This window comes from Pseudophaeobacter sp. A-200-2 (assembly GCF_041008815.1).
In the GTDB taxonomy this organism is placed as follows: domain Bacteria; phylum Pseudomonadota; class Alphaproteobacteria; order Rhodobacterales; family Rhodobacteraceae; genus Phycobacter; species Phycobacter gallaeciensis_A.
This window is the reverse complement of the sequence record NZ_JAXGFU010000018.1, coordinates 19,225-44,249: the sequence shown is the minus strand read 5'-3', so window position 1 is coordinate 44,249 and position 25,025 is coordinate 19,225. Positions and strand designations below refer to the sequence as shown.

Genomic DNA, 25,025 nt, shown 5'->3' with positions numbered 1-25,025 from the left:
GTCTCTCCTGAGCGTCTCAACCGTCTTTCCGATCCGTCAGCAGCGTCTCCGCCGCGCCCCGTAGCGCCTCAGCGCCGCCGGTGAAGGGGGTTCTAGTCCTAACTCCAAATACCCGCAACCCTAAAATCAACAAAAACACATTTTTCAGGAAGAAAGATGAAATAACACGCAAATACAATGACTTAAATCATATCTCTGCGACGCGAACCGTGCTGCACGCGGTGTCGCCCCTTGGGAATCTCGAGTAAATCACGGCGCCTTTAGACGAATCCAATTTCCCCCACAGGGTTACCCACAAACTCGCCCGACCCAAGCCTAGTTTTCGGCTCCGAATCCAAGGAATCGGGTGGAATCATCGGCCGTCCCGAGGCACCAACGCCATCGGATACAAAAAGCCCGGCCAATTTGGCCGGGCTTTCCGTGTGATGTATTCTGTCGTTGACCAAAGGCCGAAGGATCAGGCCTTGGCCGCGGTCACGATGAACTCGACCAGGAAGTCTGGGGTGGCCAGCTTGGCTTCGCCGCAGGCGCGTGCAGGCGTGTGGCCTTCGGGCACCCAAGCGTCCCAGACTTCGTTCATTTCGGCAAAGTCCTTCATGTCAGCCAGCCAGATCACCGTCTGCAGGATCCGGGTCTTGTCGCTGCCTGCTTCGGCCAGCAGCGTGTCGATCTGCTCAAGACAATCCTTGGTCTGCTGCGCGACGCTGGCGCCAGCGGTGCCGACCTGACCGGCCAGATAGATGGTGTCGCCATGGGTGACGATCTGGCTCATGCGGGGGCCGGTGTGTTTGCGGGTAATTTCGGTCATTGTCCGTCCTAATCTGTTCGTAGGGTCTGAAGTTAATCTGTGATCCGGGATCCGGTCATCCGTCAAAGCGTGCCGGGCTGAGCGCCGCGACGACTTCGGGTTCGATAGCGGGTGTCGCGCCGCTGCACAATGCAACCGTGAGAGCGGCCAGCGCCGGAGCTGTCTGCACCCCGTAGCCGCCCTGCCCGGCCAGCCAGAAGAAACCATCCGCCCGCGGATCGAAACCGACAACCGGGGTCCGGTCGGGCGCGAAGCTACGCAGGCCCGCCCAGGAGGTTTCGACCCGCGTCACCGGGACGGTCACCGCCTGCTCGAACCGGTAAAGCCCTTCGGCGAGCACCATGTCATCGGCCCAGGCATCATGCGGCTCGACCGGATCCTCATCGGCGGGTGAGACCATCAGCTTGCCCGCCTCTGGCTTGGCGTACCAGTTTTCCGCGGCCGAGGCGAAGAGCGGCCAGCCTGTGGGATCATAGCCTTCTGGGGCGGGCAGGATCGCGGCAGAGCGGCGCAGCGGTGCCACATCAACTGGCAGGGCTCCGGCCAGCGCCGCAACCTGCGACGCCCAGGCCCCGGCAGCATTGATCACAATGGGCGCAGTATATGTGTCATCACCCGCCTGCACCTGCCAGTCCTGCCCATCGCGGGTCAATGCGCTGACCCGCGCCCCGGTCACGATCTGACCGCCCCGCCGTTTCAACAGGCTGGCATAGCCCGCCAGCATCCGGTCGACGTCGATATCCTGCGCATCCCATTCAATCAGCGCACCCGCAATCCGTTCCGGACGCAGGATGGGAACCAGTTCAACCGCTTGCTCTGGTGACAACCGCTCCAGCCCGACAGCGCCTGCCGCATAAGCCTCAAGCGCGGGCAGTTCGCTTTCGTCGGCCACCAGCATCTCGCCGCGCGGTGACAGAAGTGAGCGATCCGAAATACCTTCCGGAATTTCCAGCACTGGCGCCGAGGCCGCGTTGAGGGCGCGCAGCGTGTCATTGCCATAATTGCGGATGAAGATAGCCGCCGACCGGCCGGTGGCGTGATAGCCGGTCTGCGGCTCTGCCTCCAGAACCAGCACCGACATATCGCGGGCCATTTCAGCAGCTGCCGAAATCCCGGCGATCCCGCCGCCGATCACGATGACATCAAAGTTCGCGCTCACGCTTCCTCCTGAAACCCGGTGAGGGTTCGTGTCAGGTTTTCGCCAAGCGAGTCGGAGAGGTAGCCTCCCTCCTGCACAAAGAGAACCGGCAGGCCGGTGGCCGCAATCGCCGCGCCGATGCGGGCAAAGCCCTCTTTGGTCACCGCCAGCCCCTCGAAGGGATCGTCAATCGAGGCATCCAGCCCCAGCGCCACGACCAGCACATCGGTGCCAAAGCTTTTCACACGCTGAAGGGCGGTGGCCAGGGTTTTCAGGTAATCCTCGTCCCCGGTGCCGCGCGACAGGGGCAGATTTAGGTTATAACCCAGCCCCTGACCTTCACCGCGTTCCTGTGCATGCCCCCAGAAGAACGGGTAGAAGCGCGCCGGATCCGCATGGATCGAGACAGTCAGCACATCGTCACGACGGTAGAAGATACCCTGGGTGCCGTTGCCGTGGTGCACGTCCACATCCAAGATGGCCGGGCGCAGGCCAGCGGCGCGCAGCCGCTCTGCCGCGATACCGGAATTGTTGAGAAAGCAAAAGCCCCCCGCCAGATCGCCAAAGGCATGGTGCCCCGGCGGGCGCGAAAGCACATATGCCGAGCGTTCGCCGCCAAGGATCAGATCGGCGCCGGTGACAGCCGATTGTGCCGACCAATAGGCCGCCTCCCAGGTGCCTTCGGCAATCGGGCAGGCGGTATCGGCTTGGTGGAACCCTGCCTGTCCCACGGCGGATTTGGGATACCCGTCGGTCCGGGCTGCAGGGTGGATGTTGGGAATGACCTCTTCACCGGCTCCGGGAATACGCTGCCAGCGGGTATAGATGTTCTCCAGAAAGGTCAGGTACTCCGCCGAATGCAGCGCTGCAATCGGGCCAAGACCGGCATCCTGAGGCGCCTGAAAGCTGCACCCGGCTGCCACTGCGCCTGCATGCAGAACCTCGATCCGCTTCGGTTGTTCCGGATTGGGCAGAATGGCGCCGTTCGCCATGAAATGCTTTGGATCGTGGTTCCACTGGCGTTCGTCAAAAACCGCTTTCATGTCTCTCCTCTCAGGGCCGCGCATCCGGCCTCATCCAGTATCATTTCCGTCTGCGACACGGCGGGTTTGAACCCGAGCCTGTCGTAAAACCTGCGCGCATCCGGGCTGTCGTCATAGACGTTGAGCTTCAGAAACCGTGCATCCCATCTGCTCTGCGCCTCTTGCAGCACCGCTGCCAGCAGGCGCTGGCCCAGCCTTTGCCCGCGCACATCCGCCGCAACCCAAAGGTCGGCCACATAGACCCCGGCCGCTCCGCGCACGGTGGAAAACACCGGCGAGAACAGGCTGGCCCCGACCGTGCGCGCCGCCACAGGCGGGCCTGCCTCGGCCAGAAGGGCGCCAAAGGCGGGATCAGTACCGAACCCTGCGCGCATCAGATCAGCCTCCCCCGCAACGTGGCGATCCCCCAGATCCTGCGACAACTGCGTTAGCGCCCAATGCAACGCAGGCACATCCTGCGCCTCTGCCGGGCGAAACCGGATCTCCATCAGATTGCGGTCCGGTCGGCGCCCTTCAGGGCCAGCATCTGGCGTGCCTCGTCGGGGCTGGCGACCTCGCGGCCCAGGTCCTCGACGATGCGGCGGATCTTGGTCACCTGCTCGGCATTGGTCTTGGCCAGCTGCCCACGGGAAATCATCAGGCTGTCTTCCAGCCCGACCCGCACGTGGCCGCCCATGGCTGCCCCCATGGTGATCAGCGGCATCTGGTGCCGCCCCGCCGCCAGAACCGAGAACATGTAGCTGTCGCCAAACAGCTTGTCGGCGATCAGTTTCATATGGGTGAGGTTCTCCGGATCCGGCCCGATACCGCCCAGAACACCGAATACGAACTGAATGAACAGCGGCGCCTTCACGAGGCCCCGGTCCACGAAATGTTTCAGCATATAAAGATGGCTGACATCATAGCATTCGAACTCGAACCGGGCGCCGCGCTCCTGTCCGATCTCGGTCAGGATCCGCGCCATGTCGCGCGGTGTGTTCTTGAACACCAGATCGTCGGAATTCTTCAGAAACGGCTTTTCCCAGTCGTGTTTCCATTCGGTGATCCGCTCGGCCGCCGGGTAAAGCGCGAAGTTCATCGTGCCCATGTTGAGGCTGCACATCTCCGGCTCGGCCATCTTGGGGGCTGCCAGCCGGTCCTCCAGCGTCATCACGGCGCTGCCCCCGGTCGAGATATTCAGCACCGCGTCGCTGGCCTGCTTGATGCGGGGCAGAAACGCCTTGAAATGTTCGCTGCTGGCCGAGGGCTGACCGGTTTCGGGATCGCGCGCGTGCAGGTGCAAAACAGCTGCGCCTGCCTCTGCCGCGCCCAGCGCGTGCTCGGTGATCTCATCCGCCGTCACCGGCAGATAGGGCGACATCGACGGCGTATGGATCGAACCGGTGACGGCGCAGGTGATCAGAATCTTGGACATGTCTCAGCCGACTTTCAGGGCGGGGTGTATTTCATCGGTGAACTGGACCAGCGAGGCATCAAGGCCTTCGATGATCTCATCCAGATGGGTTTCATTCACGATCAGCGGCGGACAGACGAGGATATGATCGCCCTCCACCCCATCGCGGGTGCGGCGGGAATAAACGATCAGCCCCTTGTCATAGGCAATATCGACAAACCGCTGGTAGGCGTTCAGCCCCTTGGGCAGCGGCGCCTTGCTGTCGCGGTTCGACATGAATTCAAAGGCGGTGAGCAGCCCCTTACCGCGTACATCGCCAATGATTTCGTGCTTCTGCATCAGACCGTGCAGGCGGGCGATCAGCTTGTCGCCCATCTCGGTGGCGTTCCGGCACAGGTCCTGTGCCTCGATCTCATCCACCACGGCCAGACCAGCAGCGCAGGCCAGCGGATTGCCGGCATAGGTAAACCCATGGGCAAAGCCGCCCGCATCCAGCACCGGGTCGACCAGACGTTCATCGGCGATCATTGCGCCCAGCGGCACATAGCCCGAGCCGATGCCCTTGGACATCACCACGATATCAGGTTGTGCATTCCAGTGCTCACAGCCAAGGAAGGTCCCCGTGCGCCCGGCGCCGGTCATGACTTCATCCATGATCAGCAGCACACCGTAGCGATCACAGATCTCGCGGATCCGCTCCATATATCCGAGCGGCGGCACCAGCGCGCCAGTGGAGGCGCCGCCGACCGGTTCCAGAATAAAGGCAAGAACGCTGTCCGCCCCTTCGGCGAGGATCTTTGCCTCCAGCATATCGGCGTAATGCAAACCGGTTTCGCGGTCGTTCGGGTCGAGACCATCCAGATAGGCGCGCGGCGCGGGCACCTTTGGCATTTCGCGCATCATCGGCGCAAAAGGCTGCGACAGGGTGGTATAGCCGGTGACGGCCAGCGCCCCCAGGGTGCAACCATGATAGGACGGGCTGCGCGAGATCACCTTCCAGCGGCTGTCCTGCCCGGTGGCCAGAGCGTATTGGCGGGCCATCTTCATCCCGCTTTCCACCGCTTCCGAGCCGCCAGACACGAAGAACACCTTATTCAGACCCTTGGGCATGCGCCCGGCCAGACGTGCAGCCAGTTGTTCAGAGGCTTCGGTTTCGAAATGCAGCCGATAGCCGAAGGTGGATTTCTCCATCTGCCGCTGCATCGCGGCCAGCACGTTTTCATTGGAATGCCCGATGTTGCAGACCATCGCCCCGGATGAGCCATCCAGATAGCGCCTGCCATCCTTGTCCCACATATAGACCCCACGGGCCTGTTCCAGCACCGGTTTGCGGCCTCGGCCCTGATAGAAAAGATTGCTCATGCTGTGATCCTGCTCGCGAACGTGTCTTGCGTAAAACCGTCAGGCGCCAGCCAGCGCCGCACAATCCTGCGGGCGGAATGCGGCGATGACAGATTGCCCTTCGGCAAAGGGGCGGCCGTCGATCATGTTGATCGCCTGTAGCTGGGTGTCCCCAACGCGCAGGAAATACCGGACGGTCTGCCCCTGATAATCGACGGTCTCGACCACGGCCTCGGCGGTGACGAGGCCAGAGGTATCGCTGCCCGGCGCCATCAGCACCAGCTTCTCTGCGCGCAGGACCAGCTTTGCTGCGGCGCCCTCGCTGGCGGCGGCAGCCTTGTCCGCGGGCACGGGAACCTTGCCGAACAGCGGCACGTCCAGCAGCGCGGCCTTGGCGTCGCGGGACACACAGGTGCCAGCCAGAATGTTGGAGGCGCCAAGGAAATTTGCGACGAATTCGCTGGCCGGGGTATTATAGACTTCTTCGGGGGTGCCGACCTGCTCGATGCGACCGGCGCTCATCACCACGATCTTGTCCGACATGGCCAGCGCTTCGGACTGGTCATGGGTCACAAAGACGGTGGTGACACCGATCTGGGCCTGAATGCGCTTCAGCTCGACCCTCATGTCTTCGCGCAGGTTGGCATCCAACGCCGACAGGGGTTCATCCAGCAACAGCACTTCGGGTTCGATGACGATGGCACGGGCCAGCGCGATCCGCTGCTGCTGCCCGCCCGACAGTTCCTTGGGATAGCGGCTGCCCACGTCCGGCAGCTGCACCAGATCCAGCGCCTCCTGCACCCGGCGGGCCACATCGGATTTGGGGACATCACGGTATTTCAGGCCAAAGGCGATGTTTTCGGCCACGGTCTTATGCGGGAACAGGGCGTAGTTCTGGAACACGATCCCCAGGTTGCGCTTGTGGATCGGCACATCGTTGACGCGCTTGCCACCGATCAGGATTTCGCCCTCGCTCGGATCCAGCAGGCCCGCGATCATCCGCAGGTTCGTGGTCTTGCCGCAGCCCGACGGCCCCAGCAGCGTCACAAAAGCGCCTTCGGGGATTTCAAGATTGGCCTGATGCACGGCCGTGAAGGTGCCAAAACGTTTGACGATGTTGTTCAGGGTGACGGAACTCACGGGGTGCTCTCCGGATGGAAGGTTCAAAGGTGCCCCCTCCCCGTTCGGGGAGAGGGCGGGAGGGATCAGTAGCCCTTCTGGACGCGACCGAAGGTTTTCGACCAGTCGGCTTCGTGACCGTTCCAGAAGTCTGGATCGGCAAAGGTCAGACCATCCAGCGTACCGGTGGGGTCAAAGGCCGGCAGGGTCGGGATCTTGTCACCAAGATCGACCTTGGTTGGATCCAGCGCGGTCGGGTAGTTCTGGCCTTCGGCCACCGCGATCGAGGTTTCCGGCGCCAGCATGAAGTTCAGCAGTTCTTCGCAGGCTTCCATCGGCGAGCCTTTCATCACGAAGAGGCATTCCTGCCAGCCGAATCCGTTGGGCGGATCCATGTAACCGATGTCATGGCCCTGCTCCTGCAGCGCAAAGATGCGTCCGGACCAGGCTTCGGTGACGTAGATCTCTTCTTCGGCCAGAAGGCTCATCAGTTCGGCGCCCGAACCCCAGTATTTCAGGCTGAGGTCGCGGTGGGTGCGGACCGCATCCCATGCTGCCTCTTCATCCGAAATCTCGTTCGGGTTCTGGCCGGTCTGCAGCGCCGCGTACCACATGCGGGTGCGCCAATCGCTCCAGCCTGCGATCTTGCCCTTGTAGGCTTCCTCGATCAGAATCTTGGCGCCTTTTTCCTTCATCTCGTCGTCCGAGATATGCTTGCGGTTATAGGCCAGACCGGTGGTGCCGTAGTCATAGGGAACGCAGGACAGTTTACCGCCCGACACGCCGCGGAACACATCGACCAGTTTCGGGATCACGTATTCGAGGTTGGGGATGTTGGCCTCATTGAGTTCCGAGCTGAGGCCCAGCGCGTGATAGCGTGCGTAGTCGAAGACGCCCGACAGGTGCGCGATGTTATATTCGCCCGGCTGGCTGGCCTTGACGCGCGACAGATATTCGTCGCCACCGCCGAATGTGCCGTCAACAACCTTGATGCCGGTCTTGCCGGTGTAGGGATCAAAGGCGTGCTTGCGGAAGGCTTCGCTGACAACGCCGCCCCAGCCGTCGAACCGGACCTGCTCGGTGGTCGCCGCATGCGCGTATTTGGCAAAGGGCGTGGACACGCCATAGGCCAGACCCGCCGCGCCGATCAGCCCCAGAAAGCTGCGGCGATCCAGATCACCGTTCATATAACGCTCGCGGGCGCGCTCATACCGGGTGGTATTGTCCATTTTCTTGGTCATTTCAGTCTCCATGTTGGTCTGTATTTTGTTGGTCTTATTTGGGGAGGGCGCGGTTCTTACGTGCCGCTTTTGCGGGCCATGGCCCGGGCGATGGCTGCACCGAGGAGCGGCAGGCCAACGGTCATCACGATCATCACGGTGCCCAGCGCGTTGATCTCCGGGCTGATCGAGTTTCTCAGCATGGCGAAGATCTGCGTCGGCACGGTTTCCACGCCGCCGGGCTTCCAGAACAGTGTGCCGGTGATGTCGTCGAAACTGATGGTAAAGGCGAAGAGCCCCCCGGCCAGAACAGCGGGCAGCATCAGGGGCAGCGTGACCTGAAAGAAGGTCTGCACCGGCGAGGCGCCAAGGCTCATCGCGGCCTCTTCGACGTCGCGCTTGATCGACACTAGCCGCGCCTGCACCACGAGGATCACAAAGGGCAGCGTGAAGATCACGTGACCTGCCAGCAGGAGGCCAAAGCTCTTGTTGATGCCAAGGAAGTTCAGGAACAGCAGCAGCGCCACCGCCAGCACCACCTCGGGCACCAGGATCGGCGCGATCAGAAGGGTCGAAATCGCATTGGCCCCCGGCACCCGGTAGCGCACCAGCGCAAGACTGGCCAGAACGCCGAGCGTTGTCGAAATCAGTGCGGTCAGCAGACCGAGGATGATTGAGGTACGAAAGGCGCGCAGGATCGCATCGTTCCCTGCCAGTTCCACGAACCAACGGAAGGAAAATCCGGTCATCGGGAAATTGCCAAACTGGCTGGCGTTAAAGCTGAGCAGCACAACCACGGCCACTGGCAGGAACATGAAGATATAGACGAGGACAGCCCAGCCCCGGATCAGGCTCCAGCCCATGTTGAAACGACCTTCCATCAGCCCAGCCCCTTCATCAGCTGGGCCATGCCCAGGTAGCGGTTATAGATCATCACCAGCGCCCCAAGCACCGCCAGAAGCATCAGCGACAGGGCCGAGCCAAGAGGCCAGTTCAGCTGGGTAATGATGGCTTCGAACACGAGGTTGGCGAACATGGCATCGCGCGGCCCGCCCAGAACCAGCGGGGTGATATATGTGCCCGCGCCCAGCACGAAGCAAAGCAGACCACCGGCGGCCAAACCCGGCAGTGATAGCGGCAGGGTGACTTGCAGGAACGCCTGCCAGCGGGTCGCGCCCAGAGAATTGGCGGCGTTTTCAAGATTGGTATCGATGCCGTCGAGGCTGACGAAGATATTGAGAATCATGAAGGGCAGCAGGAAGTGCACCAGACCCAGAATGACCGTCACCTCGTTATAGAGCATCTGAATCGGCTCATCGATGATGCCCAGCGCCAGCAGCGCCGAGTTGAAGGCGCCGGATACACCCAGAATGTTGATCCAGCTCATCGTGCGGATGATGTAGCTGATCCAAAAGGGCAGCATCAAAAGCAGCAAGAGCACCGCCTTATTGCCCTGCGAACGGGCAATAAAATAGGCCGAAGGGTAACCCATCAGGGCGCAGGCCACGGTGGTGATCGCCGCGATGCGCAGGGTACTGATCAGAATATCCCGGTAGAAAGGATCGCTCAGCGCCTCTTGCCAGTTATCAAGGTAGAAACCCGCCACATCGGCGCCGGTGGCGGTGCGCAGCCAGAAACTGTAGACCAGAATAAACAGCAGCGGGACGAACAGTAACAACGTCACCGCAGACAGGGCGGGGAACAGCAGAATCCAAGGCTGACGCGCCTCTCGTTTTTCGACGGACATGGTCTTTCCCTGTTAACGCCCGCTTAATTCGGGCTTGACGGAAGCATGCAAAACCTGATCACCATAGATCAAATAGATAATTAAAATTGTGAATATAGATGGAATCTATGGAAAACGACGGGCGCTTTGCCCCCGAGCGTATTGCCCGCGAGTTGGACTGGAACCTGCTGCGTACCTTCGTGGTACTGGCCGAAAGCCACTCGATCACCGAGGCGGCACAACAACTGCGGCTGAAACAGCCTTCGGTTTCTGCCGCGCTGAAGAAGCTGGAGGACCGCATCGGGCGCAAGCTGATCGACCGCTCGCCGGGGCATTACCAGCTGACCGATGCCGGGCGGCTGCTCTATCGCGAGGCATTGGACATCAACGGCTCCATCCTGCGGTTGTCCACACTGATGCGGGAGCTGACGGATGAGGTGCAGGGCCACGTCAAGATCGTCATGGCCAGCCACGTTGTCTGCCCGCTGTTTGACGAGGTACTGGCCGATTTCCACCTCGCACATCCCAAAGCCACCCTGTCGATCGACGTGCGCACCAGCGCCGCCGCCATCGCCGAGGTGGCTGCAAAACGGGCCTCATTTGCACTGTGCCTGGTGCGGGATCACAACCCAAAACTGGAGTACCGGCGTCTGTACCGGGAATTCTTTGGTCTGTTCTGCGGCCCGCGCCATCCGCTGTTCGGGCGCAAGGATCTGAAATTGTCGGATCTGGCCGGGCACAGTTCGGTCAGCTTTGAAACCGACCGGCTGCACGATGTGCTGAAACCGGTGACAGTAATGCGGGCGCAGGCCGAACTGGGCGACAAGGTCACAGGCCTGTCCAGTCACCTTGAGGAAGTTCACCGCATGATCGTGGCCGGTGTTGGTATCGGCCCCCTGCCCGTCCACGTGGCGGCGCGGGATGTCCGGGATGGGCAGCTCTGGCAGGTCCCGCCATATGATGATCTTCCCGCCATCGACGTGCATGTGGTCTGGAACCGCCACGCCGCAAAAAACCGGGCCGAGGAATTGCTGATCGACGGCTTGCTGGAAGCGATTGCAGCCACCCCGATCGAGCAGCGCACCTATCGCTGAATCAGTACTGACCTTGAAACCCGCTTACAGGGACAAGCGCCACGCGCCCTTGTCGTCCTTGCAGAACTTGCGCTTTGGCTGCAAAGCCTTCTCCCTACCCTTCATGTGCGCTTCGTGCTGCAACATGATGCAGTTGGCATTTCTGTTGATGATCGTCACCGTACCATGAGCCTCGGTTTCGGGATTGCTCCACGCCTCGACCGTGCCGGTCTTTGGCTGGCTGACGCTGTAGAGGACAGCCTCAGCCTGGATCATCATCTCCATATCCAAAGGCGACAGGCCCGATTCCGCAAGAATACGGCTCAGCGGTTTGCCGATGGAGGGGACGGCAGCCAGAACCGCAATGCTGGCGATGGCAACAACTCTGACAAACCTGTTCATACGTTCGGACCTCGCTAAAACACTTTTTGATCTCGGCGCACCCGAAAGGCGCTGAATATCAATACACTGCGGTATCCTCATGCGCATGTCCATCCCATCCACCGGATGGCTGACAGCAATTGTCGCCGTCAGGAAAACTTGCGGAACAGCCGCGTCATATCGAACAGTTCATCCAGCCGTTCATAGCGCTCGCGGGTTTCATCCCAGCCTTCTTCCTGGGTGGCAGCGATCATCGCCTCGAGCAGCAGCATGGTGGAGATGTTCGAATCCCATGCCGACGGGATTTCAACCCAGCAATTGAAGGTATAATGGGCAACCGAAGTGATCGGGCTGGCCCATTGGTCCGTGATCAGGATGATTTTCACCCCACGTTCGGCTGCCAGTTCCGCAAGCCGTTGCAGGTTGGTTTCATAACGCCGCACGTCGAACATCAGCAAGGTGTCGCCCTCGACCATGTCCAGCACGTAATGGGGCCAGGTCGCCGAAGACGAGGTCATATGCGTCACGTGCTGACGGATCGCCTGAAAGTGGGTGAAGGCGTAATCGGCCAGCGCCCGGGTGATCCGCCCGCCCACCACATAGAGCCGCCCTTCGGTATCGGCCAGCTGGTGCACCGCGCGGTCGAATTGTTCGTAGTCGAGGTTTGAAAAGGTCTGACCAAGGTTGTCCGTCACAGCCTGTGCAAATCTGTTCAGCAGATGTCCCTCGGGCGCCTCGGACGCCCAGTTCGCGCGTCGTTGCGTCGGGCCGGACACCTGCGCCTCCAGCTCTTTCAGCAGCGCCTGATGGAACTGCGGGTAGCCCTTGAAGCCGAGTTTTTGGACCATCCGCGCCACCGTCGGGGTCGAAACCTCGGCATTCGACGCGACGATGGTGATCGAGGCCAGCCCCGCCGCAGGATAGTTTTCGAGCAGAGCATTGGCGAACTTGCGCTCGGACTGGGTCAGCGTCGAATAGTGTTCGCGGATCAGCTCTCGCACACTGGCGGCGGGTTTGGACAAGGGGGCACACCTCTATTTCGGTCGATCAAAAAACGGGCATTCGCCGCATCCTACATCGTGCGAAAAACGACCGCAGAAAAAACTGCCTGAAACGATATTGACAGAAAATGCCCCACGTGAAAACATTTTTCCAAAATCGGGGAGTACTGAATGTCACCGGGCGATTCCAACGCTCTGAGCGAGGCTACCGAAGTCTTCAACGCCGACGGCGCGGGGGAGGTGGTGATCCTGTGCGAGCACGCCAGCCACCACATTCCTGCGCGCTACAAAGGGCTTGGCCTCGCTGAAGCCGACCGCACCAGCCATGCTGCCTGGGACCCGGGCGCCCGGGCGGTGTCGCTCGCCCTGTCCGACGCTCTTGATGCGCCGCTGGTGGCCAGCCGGGTGTCGCGGCTTGTCTACGACTGCAACCGTCCGCCCGAAGCCGCCTCGGCCATGCCGGAAAAATCCGAAGTGATCGCGGTGCCGGGCAACTGTGACCTGACGCCCGAACAACGCGCCGAGCGTGTTGACACGGTCTATACCCCGTTCTGTCAGGCGGTCAGCGACGTGCTGGCAGCGCGCAAGGCCAAAGACCTGCCGACGGTTCTGGTCACCATGCACAGTTTCACACCGGTCTATTTCGGCGCGCACCGCACCGTTGAAATCGGCATTCTGCACGACAGCGACACCCGTCTGGCCGATGCCATGCTGGCCGAGGCCCCTCGCCTGCCGCAGCGTAGGATCGCCCGCAACGATCCCTACGGCCCAGAGGATGGCGTCACCCATTCCCTGCGCCTGCACGGTCTGGAAAACGGGCTCGCCAATGTGATGATCGAAGTGCGTAACGATCTGCTGCGCACCCCGCAGGATGAGGCCGCCATAGCCGAAGACCTGCTGGTGCTGCTGCGTCCCGCGCTTGCCGCGCTCAAGGCCGGGAGGCAGGCCGATGCCTAGTTTCATTCTGCGATATGTCCGCATGATCGATGCGCTGAACCGGTTCATTGGCCGGTTCGCGATGTATCTGATCTTTGCCCTGATCGGGGTCCTGCTGTGGTCCTCGGTCTCCAAGACCTTCTTCAACCCGTCGCTCTGGACACTGGAGACCGCACAATTCGTGATGGTCGCCTATTACATCCTTGGCGGGCCCTATTCGATCCAGATGGGATCGAACGTGAGGATGGACCTGTTCTATGGCGGCTGGAGCACCAGAACCAAAGCCTGGGTCGATGCCTTCACCGTTCTGTTCCTGATGGTCTACCTCGGGATTCTGCTTTACGGCGCGGTCAGTTCCACCGCCTATAGCCTTGGTTATTTCGGGATGGAGCCTTTTTCCTTCTTTGGTGACCTCATCTGGACGCTGGTGAGTGAAGGGCCGACCGCGGCGGGTGAAAAACTCGGCTATCTCGAACGCAGTTCCACCGCCTGGCGACCCTTCCTGTGGCCCGTCAAATTCACCCTCTGCTTCGGTGTCTTTCTGATGCTGCTGCAATGCCTTGCCGAATTGTTCCGGGATATCGGACGCCTGCGCGGAGTGGACCTCTGATGCCCTATGAAATGATCGCCCTCGTGATGTTTGCCGGCATGATGCTGATGCTGATGACCGGCCAGCGCGTCTTTGGCGCCATCGGTTTTGTCGGCGCGGTTGCCGGTCTGCTCCTCTGGGGCACCGGCGGTGTCGAGATCCCGTTTTCCGCCGCGATGAAGCTGATGAAGTGGTATCCGCTGCTGACGCTGCCGATGTTCATCTTCATGGGCTACGTGCTGTCGGAATCGAAGATCGCCGACGATCTGTACCGCATGTTCCACGTCTGGATGGGACCGGTAAAAGGCGGCCTGGCCATCGGCACCATCGGGTTGATGGTTCTGGTCTCTGCCATGAATGGCCTGTCGGTCGCCGGCATGGCCATCGGCGCCACCATTGCTCTGCCGGAACTCTTGCGGCGCGGCTATGACAAGATTCTGGTGACGGGCACCATTCAGGCTGGGTCCAGTCTGGGCATTCTGGTGCCGCCTTCGGTCGTGCTGGTGCTTTATGCGATGATCGCACGACAGCCGGTGGGTCAGCTGTGGCTGGCAGGCGTGGTGCCGGGCCTTCTGATGGCCACCATGTTCATCGCCTACATATATTTCCGCGCCCGGATGCAGCCGGACCTTGGCCCGGCGATGACACCCGAGGATCTGGCCGAATACGACCGCGTCAGTGACCACCCGCTGCGCCTGAACCATATCGTTCTGGCCGCGCTGGTGCTGATCCCACTGGTGGTGAAGCTGGACTTCGTAGCGCCGAAATCGGCCATCGGTCTGGCGCTGGCGGCCGCGGCACTGTCCTTTGTCACCCGAAAGATCCCGCTGTTCTACACCGACCTGTTCCTGAAAGAGAAATACCGCCTCTTGTTCTCGGGCGTGCTGCCGCTGGCGATCTTTGCCGCGATGATGATCCCCTTCGTCAACGGCTGGACCTCGCTGGTCGAAAGCTCGGCCATCGGTGCCATGACCGCCTTTATCGCTGCGGTGCTAAAGGGGCGCATGAACAAGGAGGTGTTTGAAACCTCCGTGCGCTCGACGCTGGGCATTTCCTGCATGTTTATGTGGATCATCCTTGCTGCACTGGGGTTCGGTGCGATCTTCGACGGGCTTGGCGCCGTGAAGGCGATCGAGGATCTCTTCACCACGCAGCTGGGTCTTTCCCCCTGGATGATCCTGATCCTGATGCAGCTCAGCTTTGTCATCATGGGCACTTTCCTGGATGACACCGCGATGCTGGTGATCGTGGCGCCGCTTTATGTGCCGCTGGTCGGGGCGCTCGGCTTTGATCTGATCTGGTACGGGGTGCTTTACACCATCACGACGCAGATCGCCTATATGACACCGCCTTTTGGCTACAACCTGTTCCTGATGCGCGCCATGGCGCCGCCGGAAATCGGGCTGAAGGACATCTATGTCTCTATCATCCCCTTTGTCGCTGTGATGATCGTTGCGCTATCTCTGGTGATGCTGTTCCCGCAGATCGCCCTGTGGCTGCCCGATCTGGTCTACGGAAAATAACCAAAAAGAGCCCTGTTCGGGGGCCCTATTTCAACAAGGAGAAAACGAGATGACGACAAGACGTAAGTTTTTGACCACCGCCGGTGCAGGCGCAATGGCGGCGCCGCTCGCCACACCGGCACTGGCGCAATCCACAATCAAATGGCGCATGCAGACCTATGCCGGTGCGGCTCTGGCCGAACACGTGGTGAAACCCGCCATCGACATGTTCAACCAGATCGCAGGCGACCGCATGCAGATCGAGCTGTATTTCGCCGATCAGTTGGTGCCCACCGGCGAACTGTTCCGCGCCATGCAGCGCGGCACCATCGACGCGGTGCAGTCGGATGATGACTCCATGGCATCGCCCACCGAAGTCACCGTCTTTGGCGGCTACTTCCCCTTCGCGTCGCGTTACTCGCTCGACGTGCCGGTGCTATTCAACAAATATGGCCTGAACGAAATCTGGGACGAAGAGTATTCCAAGGTTGGCGTGAAACACATCTCGGCCGGTGCCTGGGATCCCTGCCACTTTGCCACCAAAGACCCGATCCGCAGCCTTGAGGACCTCAAAGGCAAGCGCGTCTTTACCTTCCCGACCGCCGGTCGCTTCCTCAGCCAGTTCGGCGTGGTGCCGGTCACCCTGCCCTGGGAAGACATCGAAGTCGCCATGCAGACCGGCGAACTTGACGGTATCGCATGGTCGGGCATCACCGAAGACTACACTGTTGGCTGGGCCGATGTGACCAACTACTTCCTGACCAACAACATCTCGGGCGCATGGGCTGGCTCCTTCTTTGCCAACCAGGGCCGCTGGAACGAGCTGCCGGAAGACCTGCAGACCCTGTTCCGCGTCTGCTGTGATCAGTCGCACTACTACCGCCAGTGGTGGTACTGGGGCGGCGAAGCAGATCTGCGCGTCAACGGTCCGAAGATGGAACTGACCTCGATCCCCGATGCCGAATGGGCCACCGTTGAAGAAGCGGCCTATAAATTCTGGGATGAGATCGCGGCCGAAAGCCCAACCAAGGCGAAGGTTGTCGAGATCATCAAGAAGTACAATTCGGACATGACCAAGGCCGGCCGCCCCTACCGCTACGGCTGATAGGCCCCGGTCTTTGACCTTTCATCCGGCCCGCCACCTAAATGCGGGCCGGATACCCTGAACAGGAATTCGCCCGCAGGGGCCGGACGGAAACGAGTCCGCCCCTGCGGGCCGCAACACACAAAGGGCCCCTCATGCTCTCCTTCGACACGCTTAAATCTCAGGTTGCCGACGGCACTGTTGACACCGTTCTGGTGTGCCTTGTGGACATGCAGGGACGCCTGATGGGCAAACGGTTCCACGCCAAACATTTCGTCGCCAGCGCCTGGGAAGAAACCCATTGCTGCAACTACCTCTTGGCCACCGATCTGGAGATGGCGACGCCCGACGGCTATGCCTCCACCAGCTGGGAAGGCGGCTATGGCGACTATGTGATGAAGCCGGACCTTTCCACCCTGCGCCCGATGCCCTGGCTGGAAGGCACGGTGATGGTGCTTTGCGATGTGCTGGACCACCACACCCACAAAGAAATCCCCCATTCCCCCCGCACGATCCTGAAAAAGCAGATCCAGCGGCTGGCCGATATGGGCTATGACGCGATGATGGCCACCGAATTGGAGTTCTTCCTGTTCGAGAAAAGCTTTGGCGAGATCGCCAAATCCGGCTTCCGCGATCTGACGCCGATCTCGGCCTATAACGAAGACTACCACATCCTGCAGACCACCAAAGAAGAGCACGTGATGCGTCCGCTGCGCAATCACCTGTGGGATGCGGGCATTCCGGTGGAAAACACCAAGGGTGAGGCCGAGGCCGGTCAGGAAGAGCTGAACATCAAATATGATGCCGCGCTCAACACCGCCGATCACCACACCATCGCCAAACACGCGGTCAAGGAAATCGCCTGGCAGCAGGGCCATGCCGCGACCTTCCTGCCGAAATGGCACCAAGACAAGGTCGGTTCCTCCTCCCACGTGCACCAGTCCCTGTGGAAGGACGGCAAACCCGCCTTCTATGACGAAAACGATGAACTGGGAATGAGCCAGCTGATGAAACACTACATGGCCGGGATGCTGAAATACGCCCCCGATTACATGTATTTCCTGGCCCCCTACATCAACAGCTACAAACGCTTCATGAAGGGCACCTTTGCCCCGACCCGGATCATCTGGTCGGTTGATAACCGCACCGCAGGCTTCCGCCTTTGCGGCGATGGCACCAAGGCAGTGCGCGTCGAATGCCGCGTCGGCGGCTCGGACATCAACCCCTATCTGGCCATGGCCGCGCAGCTGGCTGCAGGCATCGCGGGCATCGAGGAACAGCTGGAACTGGCCCCCGCAGCCAAGGGTGACGTCTATCAGGGCGAGACCGGCATGCTGCCCGGCTCCCTGCGCGATTCCCGCGAGGCGCTGAATGGCTCAACCCTGCTGCGCAAGGCATTCGGCGACGATGTGGTCGACCACTACGTGCGCGCCGCCGAGGTGGAGATCGAAGACTTTGAACGCGTGGTGACCGACTACGAAATCGCACGCGGATTTGAACGGGCCTGACGCCACGGCGCCTTGCTCCGGACCCCGAAATACTGACACGGCAGGGGAAAGCCCCCTGACAGCAAACACAAGAGGATGGCATGAGCCAGACACTGAAATGTATCTCGCCGATCGACGGATCGGTTTTTGCAGAGCGTGAAACCCTCTCGCGCGAGGACGCCTTTGCCGCCGCCGAGCGTGCCCGCGCCGCGCAGGCCGCCTGGGCCGCCCGCCCCCTGCAGGAGCGGATCGACCTGGTTATGGCCGGTGTCGCCAAGGTCGGCGAAATGAACGACGAGATCGTTCCGGAACTCGCCCATATGATGGGTCGCCCCGTACGCTTTGGCGGCGAATTCGGCGGCTTCAACGAGCGCGCCTCGCATATGGCGGAGATCGCCAAGGAAGCGCTGGCCGATATCGAAGTGGGCGAAGACGAGACCTGCAAACGCTATATCAAACGCATTCCGCAAGGCGTCGTCTTTGTCGTGGCGCCCTGGAACTACCCCTATATGACCGCGATCAACACCGTGGCTCCGGCCCTGATCGCCGGCAATACCGTGGTGCTGAAACACGCGACGCAAACCCTGCTGGTGGGTGAACGCATGGCAGAAGCCTTCCACGCGGCGGGCGTGCCTGCGGATGTGTTCCAGAACGTGTTCCTGGATCACGACACAACCTCTGCACTGATCGCGGCAAAGGCCTTTGATTTCGTGAACTTCACCGGCTCGGTCGGCGGCGGTCAGGCGATGGAGCGCGCCGCGGCTGGCACCTTTACCGGCGTTGGCACCGAACTCGGCGGCAAGGATCCGGGCTATGTCATGGAAGACGCGGATATCGACGCAGCAGTCGACACGCTGATCGATGGCGCCATGTTCAACTCGGGTCAGTGCTGCTGCGGGATCGAGCGGATCTACGTGCACGAAAGCGTCTATGACGCCTTCCTCGCCAAGGCGCTCGAGATCGTCAAAGGCTACAAACTGGGCAACCCGATGGATCCCGAAACCTCCATCGGCCCGATGGCCAATGTACGGTTCGCCAAGGAAGTGCGCGAGCAGATCGCCGAGGCGCTGGAGATGGGCGCCGTGGCCCAGATCGAAACCTTTGCCGAGGATGACGGCGGCGCCTATCTGACACCGCAGATCCTGACCAATGTCACCCACGACATGCGGGTGATGCGCGACGAAAGCTTTGGCCCTGTCGTGGGCATCATGAAGGTCTCCTCGGACGAGGAAGCCATCAAGCTGATGAACGACAGCGAATTCGGCCTCACGGCATCGCTCTGGACCTCGGATGTGGACCGCGCCCAGCGCATCGGCGATCAGATCGAGACCGGCACCGTCTTCATGAACCGCGCCGACTATCTCGATCCGGGCCTGTGCTGGACCGGCTGCAAGAACACCGGGCGTGGCGGCGGCCTGTCGGTGATCGGCTATCACAACCTGACCCGTCCGAAATCCTATCACCTGAAAAAGGTGACGGGCTGAACCAATCCCGTCCGGGGCGCTCTGCGGCCCGGACCGCGCCCGCCCGCCCCCACGGCGGGCGCGATCGCGCCCACCCCGGTCGGGCCCGGTCCTTGTGTCACTCTGAATGTCCCCCGGCCTAATGGCCCTTATGAAAGGCAATATCCATGTCTCTCGTTGGAAACTGGTCCTATCCGACCGCAATCAAATTCGGCGCTGGCCGGATCAAGGAACTCGCCGAGGCCTGTGCGCAGGCTGGCATCAAGAAACCGCTGCTGGTCACCGACAAGGGACTGGCGGATCTGCCCGTGACCCAGTCCACACTGGACATCATGGAGGCTGCGGGCCTTGGCCGTGGCATGTTCTCCGAGGTTGATCCCAACCCCAATGAAAAGAACCTCGAAGCGGGTGTTGCCGCCTATAATGCAGGTGGCCATGACGGCGTGATCGCCTTTGGCGGCGGCTCCGGTCTCGACCTTGGCAAGATGGTCGCCTTCATGTGCGGCCAAAGCCGCCCGGTTTGGGACTTCGAGGATATCGGCGACTGGTGGACCCGTGCCGACGCCGACGCCATCGCGCCGATCATCGCGGTGCCCACAACTGCCGGCACCGGTTCCGAAGTGGGGCGCGCCTCGGTGATCACCGACAGCATCACCCACCAGAAGAAGATCATCTTCCACCCGAAGGTGCTGCCGACCGTGGTGATCTGCGATCCCGAACTGACCGTCGGTATGCCGAAATTTATCACCGCAGGCACCGGGCTTGATGCCTTTGCCCATTGCGTCGAGGCCTTCTCCTCGCCGCATTACCACCCGATGTCCCAGGGCATCGCGCTGGAAGGCATGCGTCTGGTTAAGGATTACCTGCCCCGCGCCTATGCCGACGGCACCGATATCGAAGCGCGCGCGCAGATGATGTCCGCCGCAGCCATGGGCGCCACCGCGTTCCAGAAGGGCCTTGGCGCCATCCACGCCATGAGCCACCCGATCGGCGCGCATTTCAACACCCACCACGGCACCACCAACGCGGTCTGCATGCCTGCGGTTCTGGACTTCAACGCCCCGGTGATTGCCGACCGGTTCAACCAGGCGGCGTCCTATCTGGGTATTGAAGGCGGCTTTGACGGCTTCCGCGCCTATGTGCAGGAACTGAACGACAGCCTCGGCATCCCGCGCAAGCTGTCGGATCTGGGTGTCACCGAAGCCTCGATCCCCGAACTGGTCAAGGGCGCGATCATCGACCCGTCTTGCGGCGGCAACCCGATCGAGCTGACCGAAGCAAACCTTACAGAGCTGTTCAAAGCCGCCCTGTAAGGACGCCGTCCATTCGCACGTTCGGCCAAGGCGCCTCCCTGTCTTGCAGGGGGGCGCCGTTCCGTTTCGGGACCCGTGCTAGTCTCGTCAGACGGCGGCCCTGTGTCCGGCGCCTAGATCACGCAGGATCAGTTTTTCGGGCGACTGGCCGACTGGTAGCACGGGCGTTCCACTGGCATCACCAGCCTGCCGTTCTGGCAGAGGCCGCGTGGGATCCGGGACTGGCACTGCGGACAGCAAACGGCGGGTATAGGGATGGCGGGGCGAATGCAGCACCGCATCACGCGCGCCTTCCTCGACCACCTGCCCCAGACGCATGACCATGACCCGGTCCGCAACCTGTTCGATCACCGCCATGTCATGGCTGATGAAGAGGAAGGCCAGCCCGTCTTCGTCCTGCAGGCTTTGCAACAACTCCAAGATCTGCGCCTGAACCGAAACATCCAGCGCCGAAACGCTTTCATCCGCCACCAAAATCTTTGGCGACAGTGACAAGGCCCGCGCGATGTTGATCCTCTGCCGTTGCCCGCCGGAAAACTCATGCGGATAGCGCTGCATCATGTCCGGCGACAGGCCGACGCGGCGAAACAGCTCTGCCGTGCGGTCACTCATCTCCGATCCACTGGACAGACCGTGAATGACCAGAGGTTCAGCCACTTGCTCGCCAACGGTCATCCGCGCATCCAGCGAGGCACCGGGGTCCTGAAACACCATCTGAATGTCCCGGCGCACCGGTTTCAGCGCGCCCGGGCCCATGCCATAGGTCTGCTGCCCCAGAACCGAGATCGAGCCCTGCCATGGCACCAGCCCCAACAGGGCCTTGCCAATTGTTGATTTGCCACAGCCGGATTCCCCGACCAGCGCCAGGGTTTCTCCGGCACGCACGGTAAAGGACACCTGTTCCACCGCGTGGACCCGCGCCTGCACCCGGTTGAGGATACCGCCGCGCATATCGAACCGCACCGACAGATCGCTGACCTCCAACACCGGGGCGCCCTTTTCCACCTCAGGGCGAGGCGGCGCGGTGCCAAGACGGGGAACCGCGGCCAGCAATTCCCGGGCATAGTCGCTTTGCGGGGCGGCAAAGAGATCGCGCACAGGGGCGCTTTCCACCTCTTGTCCGTGGCGCAGGATCACCACCCGATCCGCCATTTCCGCCACCACGCCCATATCATGGGTAATCATTAGCACAGCGGTTCCATGATCCTTTTGCAAGGCGCGGATCAGGTCGAGGATCTCTGCCTGCACCGTCACGTCCAGCGCGGTAGTCGGCTCATCGGCGATCAGAACCTCGGGATCGCAGGCCAGCGCCATGGCGATCATTACCCGCTGCCGCATGCCGCCGGACAATTCGTGGGGGTATTGCTTCAGCCGCCGTTCCGGTTCCGTCAGTTGCACATCCTGCAGAAATTTCAGCGCCCGCGCAGGGGCTTCGCCGCGACTGCAGGCACCATGTTCCAGCAGCACCTCGGCCAACTGGTCCTGCACCGTCATCAGCGGGTTGAGCGAGGTCATCGGCTCCTGAAAGATCATCGCCACCCGCACGCTGCGGATATCGCGGTAGCCGCGCGGGCCAAGGGTCGTCAGCTCCAGATCGCCGAGTTTCACCGAACCGCCCGCGATGCGGCACATCGGCTCTGGCAACAGCCCCATGATCGCCAGAGCGGTCATGGATTTGCCGGAACCGCTTTCGCCCGCCAGACAGAGCGTTTCGCCCCGCTTCAGATCAAAAGACAGCCCATCCAGAACCGTCTTCGCCCCCGAAGGGGTGGCGACCTGAACACTCAGGTCGCGCACTGTCAGCACGGTCTCGCTCATTCGAACACCACGTTCGGGAAGTAGAAGCTGACCACCCAGTTCGGCATGTCGACGATTTCGGAAATCCGCAGATCGCCGCAGACGGAACACAATAGGTAGGCATCTTCGGCCGACAACCCCTTGGTGCGGCCCAGAAGGTCGACCATGGCGCTGACAGCATCCTTCGCGGCCTGCATCATGTCATTGCCGATGCCTGTGGTGACTTCATACCCTTTGGCATCCAGATGGCGCGTCACCGGCCCCGGCGTGGAAAAGCGCGGGAAGTTCAGGGTTTCGCCCTTCACCACGTCCAGCGTGACCTCCACATCCATCGGCGATTCAATCGCCGTGCCGCAAACCTCGCCATCGCCCTGCGCGGCGTGGGTATCACCGATGGAGAACAGCGCCCCTTCGCATTCCACCGGCAGATACAGCGTGGTGCCCGCCGCCAGATCACGGATATCGAGATTCCCGCCCATGCGGCGCGGCGGCACCACAGAATGCAGACCTGCCTCGGCCGGGGCCAGACCGATGGTCCCGGCAAAGGGTTTCAGCGGCACCTTGGCCAGATCTGAGAACAGCGACGGCGCCAGGGTTTCCGGATCGTAATCCCAGACCTTGAGATAGGGATCGGTGAACTGATCGGCGAGCAGGCCAAAGCCCGGAATATTCGCCGTCCAGCCGAACCCCGAGGGGTGGAAGGCTTCGATCTTGACCTTCAGCACATCGCCGGGTTTGGCCCCATCGACATAGATCGGCCCGGTGACCGGGTTGATCTTGCCAAAATCCAGATTGGGCACATCGGCGCTGGTGCTGTCCTTGTTGAACTGCCCGCCCGAACTGTCGAGACATTGGAAATGCAGGCGCGATCCGGGAGCCACCGTTTCCACGGGCGGGAGCGAATTGTCCCACCCGTGATGGTGTGCACCGTGGATCGTGTAATCACAGTGCTTACACATTTTTATTCAGCATCCTTCGAGTAGATGTAGTCATAGTTGACCGGAATATGGACCGGATCAACGAACAGGCTGTCGTCGCCCGCGATCCTGTCCGAGGTCAGGGTGAAGCGTTGCTCGTTGAAGACCGGCACCCAGGGGGCATCCGCCATCACATCCAGATAGATGGATTTCCACGCCTCGATCCGGGCGTCGGCGTTTTCCGCGCCGGTCATGGCGTCCGCCTCGGCAGCGCGGGCGTCCAGTTCCTCGTTGCAATACCAGGACCAGTTCCAGCCGCCCTGAACCGCGCCGGCACAACCCAGGATCGGACCGTAGAAGTTCGACGGATCCGGGAAGTCGGCGATCCAAGCCATGCCGCCGGACCAGATCATCGGCGCCTGATCCGCCTCACCGCCTGCGGCGATCACATTGGCCTGTGCCAGGCTGCGGATCTCGGCGGTGACACCGATTTCCTTCAGGTCCTGCTGGATCGCCTGTGCAATCCGCGGGTTGGGATCGACGTTCATCACGTAAAGCTCGGTGGTGAACCCATCGGCAAAACCAGCCTCGGTCAGCAATTCCTTGGCGGCGGCGGGATCAAAGGCATAGCCTTCGTAATCCTCGGCGTAGCCCGGCATCGACGGCGGCAGCGGCTGGTTTGCCGGAACCGCACGGCCGTTGATCAGCTTGACGATACGGTCCTTGTTGATCGCCATGTTGACGGCCTTGCGCACGGCGACATTGTCGAACGGCGCCATCTGGGTGTTCAGTGTGATGTAACCGGTGTGCAGCTGGCCACCTTCGATAACGTTATCCTTCTGTGCCGGATCGTTCATCACCTGCAGGAACTGCGCCGGCGGGATGCCGTCGCCGGGCACATCCGCCTGCCCCTGTTGCAGACGCAGCAGGGCAACGGTGGGCTCCAGTCCGATTTCAAAGGTCACCTGATCCAGCTTGGGCAGGTTGGCGCGGTGGTAATCGGCGAACCGTTCGAACACCACGCGCTGGCCCGGCGCCCATTCCGCCAGTTTGAAGGCGCCCGAGCCGACCGGCTGACGGCCAAAATCTTCGCCTGCCGCCTCGACCGCTTCCTTGGGCACGATGGAGGCAAAGTTCAGCGCCATCACATGGCCAAAGGTCGCGTCGGGACGGGACAGGGTGATCTCGATGGTCTTGTCGTCGATCACCTTGACGCCCGAAAGCCCCTCGCCTTCGCCCGCGTTCCAGCTGTCAAAACCCGCGATCATGCCAAAGAAGCCTGCGCCAGGAGAACGGGTTTCGGGGTTGGTGACGCGCTCTAGCGAGTATTTCACATCCTCGGCGACAATCTCGCGGCCGTTGTGGAACTTGATCCCGTCCTTCAGGATAAAGGTATGGGTCAGACCGTCCTCGGAAATGGCATAGTCGGACGCCAGTTCGTTGCGGAGCGTCGTTGTGCCTGGCTCATAGCCCATCAGCCCGTCGAACAGCGATTTGATCATCGACCAGTTCTGCCAGTCATAGCCGATGGCGGGGTCCAGCGTGGCGACATCGTCCTTGTAGGTGACGGTCATGGTGCCACCCATCGGGGCATCTGCATTCACCTCTGCGGCTGCCATATGGCCGCACAAAGCCAGTCCGGCGACACCGGTTAAAAGAAATTTCTTCATGATTTCAGTCCTCTGTTGGTTTTA

Annotated in this window: 23 protein-coding genes; 8 read left to right on the top strand and 15 right to left on the bottom strand. The window is 61.4% G+C overall.

The window, feature by feature from the left end; genetic code table 11:
- Positions 1-457: 457 nt before the first annotated feature.
- The 10 genes from SM766_RS20375 to SM766_RS20330 all read right to left on the bottom strand — a co-directional run bounded on the left by SM766_RS20375 (position 458) and on the right by SM766_RS20330 (position 9,809).
- The gene (locus tag SM766_RS20375) at positions 458-808 is read right to left on the bottom strand and encodes a RidA family protein (RefSeq protein ID WP_065271736.1); all 351 of its coding nucleotides are present in this window, start codon (positions 806-808) and stop codon (positions 458-460) included.
- A 55-nt stretch (positions 809-863) separates the two neighbouring features.
- Positions 864-1,967 carry an NAD(P)/FAD-dependent oxidoreductase gene (locus SM766_RS20370; RefSeq protein ID WP_368948913.1) on the bottom strand — a complete coding sequence of 368 codons (1,104 nt, stop codon included), beginning with the start codon at positions 1,965-1,967 and terminating at the stop codon, positions 864-866.
- On the bottom strand, positions 1,964-2,989 hold the full coding sequence (locus SM766_RS20365) for a histone deacetylase family protein (RefSeq protein WP_065271738.1): 1,026 nt from the start codon (positions 2,987-2,989) through the stop codon (positions 1,964-1,966). The genes SM766_RS20370 and SM766_RS20365 overlap by 4 nt, the downstream gene beginning before the upstream one ends.
- Entirely contained in the window at positions 2,986-3,477 is a 492-nt protein-coding gene (locus tag SM766_RS20360) for a GNAT family N-acetyltransferase (protein WP_368948912.1), read from the bottom strand. Before SM766_RS20360 ends, SM766_RS20365 begins: the two co-directional genes overlap by 4 nt.
- Positions 3,477-4,403, bottom strand: a complete 927-nt coding sequence (gene kce / locus SM766_RS20355) for a 3,5-dioxohexanoate:acetyl-CoA acetone transferase (RefSeq protein WP_368948911.1) — start codon at positions 4,401-4,403, stop codon at positions 3,477-3,479. The genes SM766_RS20360 and kce overlap by 1 nt, the downstream gene beginning before the upstream one ends.
- Before the next feature lie 3 nt (positions 4,404-4,406).
- Positions 4,407-5,744, bottom strand: coding sequence for an aminotransferase family protein (locus tag SM766_RS20350; protein WP_274833854.1), 1,338 nt, complete (start codon positions 5,742-5,744; stop codon positions 4,407-4,409).
- A 39-nt stretch (positions 5,745-5,783) separates the two neighbouring features.
- Positions 5,784-6,863, bottom strand: a complete 1,080-nt coding sequence (locus SM766_RS20345) for an ABC transporter ATP-binding protein (protein WP_065271742.1) — start codon at positions 6,861-6,863, stop codon at positions 5,784-5,786.
- Positions 6,864-6,928: 65 nt separating this feature from the next.
- The gene (locus tag SM766_RS20340) at positions 6,929-8,071 is read right to left on the bottom strand and encodes an extracellular solute-binding protein (RefSeq protein ID WP_065273615.1); all 1,143 of its coding nucleotides are present in this window, start codon (positions 8,069-8,071) and stop codon (positions 6,929-6,931) included.
- 68 nt (positions 8,072-8,139) lie between these two features.
- Positions 8,140-8,925, bottom strand: a complete 786-nt coding sequence (locus SM766_RS20335) for an ABC transporter permease (protein WP_065273616.1) — start codon at positions 8,923-8,925, stop codon at positions 8,140-8,142.
- 17 nt (positions 8,926-8,942) lie between these two features.
- Entirely contained in the window at positions 8,943-9,809 is an 867-nt protein-coding gene (locus tag SM766_RS20330) for an ABC transporter permease (protein ID WP_065271743.1), read from the bottom strand.
- 98 nt (positions 9,810-9,907) lie between these two features.
- Between SM766_RS20330 and SM766_RS20325 the strand changes: the two genes are divergently transcribed.
- Positions 9,908-10,882 carry a LysR family transcriptional regulator gene (locus SM766_RS20325; protein WP_368948910.1) on the top strand — a complete coding sequence of 325 codons (975 nt, stop codon included), beginning with the start codon at positions 9,908-9,910 and terminating at the stop codon, positions 10,880-10,882.
- 24 nt (positions 10,883-10,906) lie between these two features.
- Here SM766_RS20325 and SM766_RS20320 read toward each other — a convergent pair whose 3' ends face one another.
- Together SM766_RS20320 and SM766_RS20315 are read right to left on the bottom strand one after the other, a co-directional pair.
- Positions 10,907-11,263: a hypothetical protein gene (locus SM766_RS20320; RefSeq protein ID WP_274833860.1), complete on the bottom strand. Its 357-nt coding sequence runs from the start codon at positions 11,261-11,263 to the stop codon at positions 10,907-10,909.
- A gap of 128 nt (positions 11,264-11,391) precedes the next feature.
- Positions 11,392-12,264, bottom strand: a complete 873-nt coding sequence (locus tag SM766_RS20315; RefSeq protein WP_368948909.1) for a MurR/RpiR family transcriptional regulator — start codon at positions 12,262-12,264, stop codon at positions 11,392-11,394.
- Positions 12,265-12,414: 150 nt separating this feature from the next.
- On the opposite strand from SM766_RS20315, the gene SM766_RS20310 reads away from it, so the two are divergent.
- The 7 genes from SM766_RS20310 (at position 12,415) to SM766_RS20280 (ending at position 20,617) form a co-directional block, all read left to right on the top strand.
- Positions 12,415-13,200 carry an N-formylglutamate amidohydrolase gene (locus SM766_RS20310; protein WP_368948908.1) on the top strand — a complete coding sequence of 262 codons (786 nt, stop codon included), beginning with the start codon at positions 12,415-12,417 and terminating at the stop codon, positions 13,198-13,200.
- Positions 13,193-13,789, top strand: a complete 597-nt coding sequence (locus SM766_RS20305; protein WP_274830970.1) for a TRAP transporter small permease subunit — start codon at positions 13,193-13,195, stop codon at positions 13,787-13,789. The genes SM766_RS20310 and SM766_RS20305 overlap by 8 nt, the downstream gene beginning before the upstream one ends.
- Positions 13,789-15,291, top strand: coding sequence for a TRAP transporter large permease (locus SM766_RS20300; protein ID WP_065271749.1), 1,503 nt, complete (start codon positions 13,789-13,791; stop codon positions 15,289-15,291). Before SM766_RS20305 ends, SM766_RS20300 begins: the two co-directional genes overlap by 1 nt.
- A 49-nt stretch (positions 15,292-15,340) precedes the next feature.
- Complete coding sequence (locus tag SM766_RS20295) at positions 15,341-16,375, top strand: TRAP transporter substrate-binding protein (protein WP_065271750.1); 1,035 nt, start codon at positions 15,341-15,343, stop codon at positions 16,373-16,375.
- Between the two features lie 134 nt (positions 16,376-16,509).
- Positions 16,510-17,862, top strand: a complete 1,353-nt coding sequence (locus SM766_RS20290; RefSeq protein ID WP_368948907.1) for a glutamine synthetase family protein — start codon at positions 16,510-16,512, stop codon at positions 17,860-17,862.
- An 80-nt stretch (positions 17,863-17,942) separates the two neighbouring features.
- Positions 17,943-19,325 carry an aldehyde dehydrogenase family protein gene (locus SM766_RS20285; protein ID WP_368948906.1) on the top strand — a complete coding sequence of 461 codons (1,383 nt, stop codon included), beginning with the start codon at positions 17,943-17,945 and terminating at the stop codon, positions 19,323-19,325.
- A gap of 146 nt (positions 19,326-19,471) precedes the next feature.
- A complete protein-coding gene (locus SM766_RS20280; protein WP_368948905.1) occupies positions 19,472-20,617 on the top strand; it encodes an iron-containing alcohol dehydrogenase in 1,146 nt (381 codons plus the stop codon).
- A gap of 87 nt (positions 20,618-20,704) precedes the next feature.
- On the opposite strand, the gene SM766_RS20275 is transcribed toward SM766_RS20280, so the two are convergent.
- Genes SM766_RS20275 through SM766_RS20265 form a run of 3 tightly spaced genes read right to left on the bottom strand, consistent with a single transcriptional unit; the run spans position 20,705 to position 25,001 of the window.
- The gene (locus SM766_RS20275; protein ID WP_368948904.1) at positions 20,705-22,435 is read right to left on the bottom strand and encodes an ABC transporter ATP-binding protein; all 1,731 of its coding nucleotides are present in this window, start codon (positions 22,433-22,435) and stop codon (positions 20,705-20,707) included.
- Complete coding sequence (locus SM766_RS20270; protein WP_065271755.1) at positions 22,432-23,373, bottom strand: acetamidase/formamidase family protein; 942 nt, start codon at positions 23,371-23,373, stop codon at positions 22,432-22,434. Before SM766_RS20270 ends, SM766_RS20275 begins: the two co-directional genes overlap by 4 nt.
- Positions 23,374-23,375: 2 nt before the next feature.
- Positions 23,376-25,001: an ABC transporter substrate-binding protein gene (locus SM766_RS20265; protein WP_490363374.1), complete on the bottom strand. Its 1,626-nt coding sequence runs from the start codon at positions 24,999-25,001 to the stop codon at positions 23,376-23,378.
- Positions 25,002-25,025 lie beyond the last annotated feature (24 nt).

Bases quoted from the DNA above. Each gene is read 5' to 3' on its own strand.
- SM766_RS20375 (WP_065271736.1), bottom strand. From the start codon at position 808: ATGACCGAAATTACCCGCAAACACACCGGCCCCCGCATGAGCCAGATC.
- SM766_RS20365 (WP_065271738.1), bottom strand. From the start codon at position 2,989: ATGAAAGCGGTTTTTGACGAACGCCAGTGGAACCACGATCCAAAGCAT.
- SM766_RS20360 (WP_368948912.1), bottom strand. From the start codon at position 3,477: ATGGAGATCCGGTTTCGCCCGGCAGAGGCGCAGGATGTGCCTGCGTTG.
- kce (WP_368948911.1), bottom strand. From the start codon at position 4,403: ATGTCCAAGATTCTGATCACCTGCGCCGTCACCGGTTCGATCCATACG.
- SM766_RS20350 (WP_274833854.1), bottom strand. From the start codon at position 5,744: ATGAGCAATCTTTTCTATCAGGGCCGAGGCCGCAAACCGGTGCTGGAA.
- SM766_RS20340 (WP_065273615.1), bottom strand. From the start codon at position 8,071: ATGGACAATACCACCCGGTATGAGCGCGCCCGCGAGCGTTATATGAAC.
- SM766_RS20335 (WP_065273616.1), bottom strand. From the start codon at position 8,925: ATGGGCTGGAGCCTGATCCGGGGCTGGGCTGTCCTCGTCTATATCTTC.
- SM766_RS20330 (WP_065271743.1), bottom strand. From the start codon at position 9,809: ATGTCCGTCGAAAAACGAGAGGCGCGTCAGCCTTGGATTCTGCTGTTC.
- SM766_RS20325 (WP_368948910.1), top strand. From the start codon at position 9,908: ATGGAATCTATGGAAAACGACGGGCGCTTTGCCCCCGAGCGTATTGCC.
- SM766_RS20320 (WP_274833860.1), bottom strand. From the start codon at position 11,263: ATGAACAGGTTTGTCAGAGTTGTTGCCATCGCCAGCATTGCGGTTCTG.
- SM766_RS20310 (WP_368948908.1), top strand. From the start codon at position 12,415: ATGTCACCGGGCGATTCCAACGCTCTGAGCGAGGCTACCGAAGTCTTC.
- SM766_RS20305 (WP_274830970.1), top strand. From the start codon at position 13,193: ATGCCTAGTTTCATTCTGCGATATGTCCGCATGATCGATGCGCTGAAC.
- SM766_RS20300 (WP_065271749.1), top strand. From the start codon at position 13,789: ATGCCCTATGAAATGATCGCCCTCGTGATGTTTGCCGGCATGATGCTG.
- SM766_RS20295 (WP_065271750.1), top strand. From the start codon at position 15,341: ATGACGACAAGACGTAAGTTTTTGACCACCGCCGGTGCAGGCGCAATG.
- SM766_RS20290 (WP_368948907.1), top strand. From the start codon at position 16,510: ATGCTCTCCTTCGACACGCTTAAATCTCAGGTTGCCGACGGCACTGTT.
- SM766_RS20285 (WP_368948906.1), top strand. From the start codon at position 17,943: ATGAGCCAGACACTGAAATGTATCTCGCCGATCGACGGATCGGTTTTT.
- SM766_RS20280 (WP_368948905.1), top strand. From the start codon at position 19,472: ATGTCTCTCGTTGGAAACTGGTCCTATCCGACCGCAATCAAATTCGGC.
- SM766_RS20275 (WP_368948904.1), bottom strand. From the start codon at position 22,435: ATGAGCGAGACCGTGCTGACAGTGCGCGACCTGAGTGTTCAGGTCGCC.
- SM766_RS20270 (WP_065271755.1), bottom strand. From the start codon at position 23,373: ATGTGTAAGCACTGTGATTACACGATCCACGGTGCACACCATCACGGG.
- SM766_RS20265 (WP_490363374.1), bottom strand. From the start codon at position 25,001: ATGAAGAAATTTCTTTTAACCGGTGTCGCCGGACTGGCTTTGTGCGGC.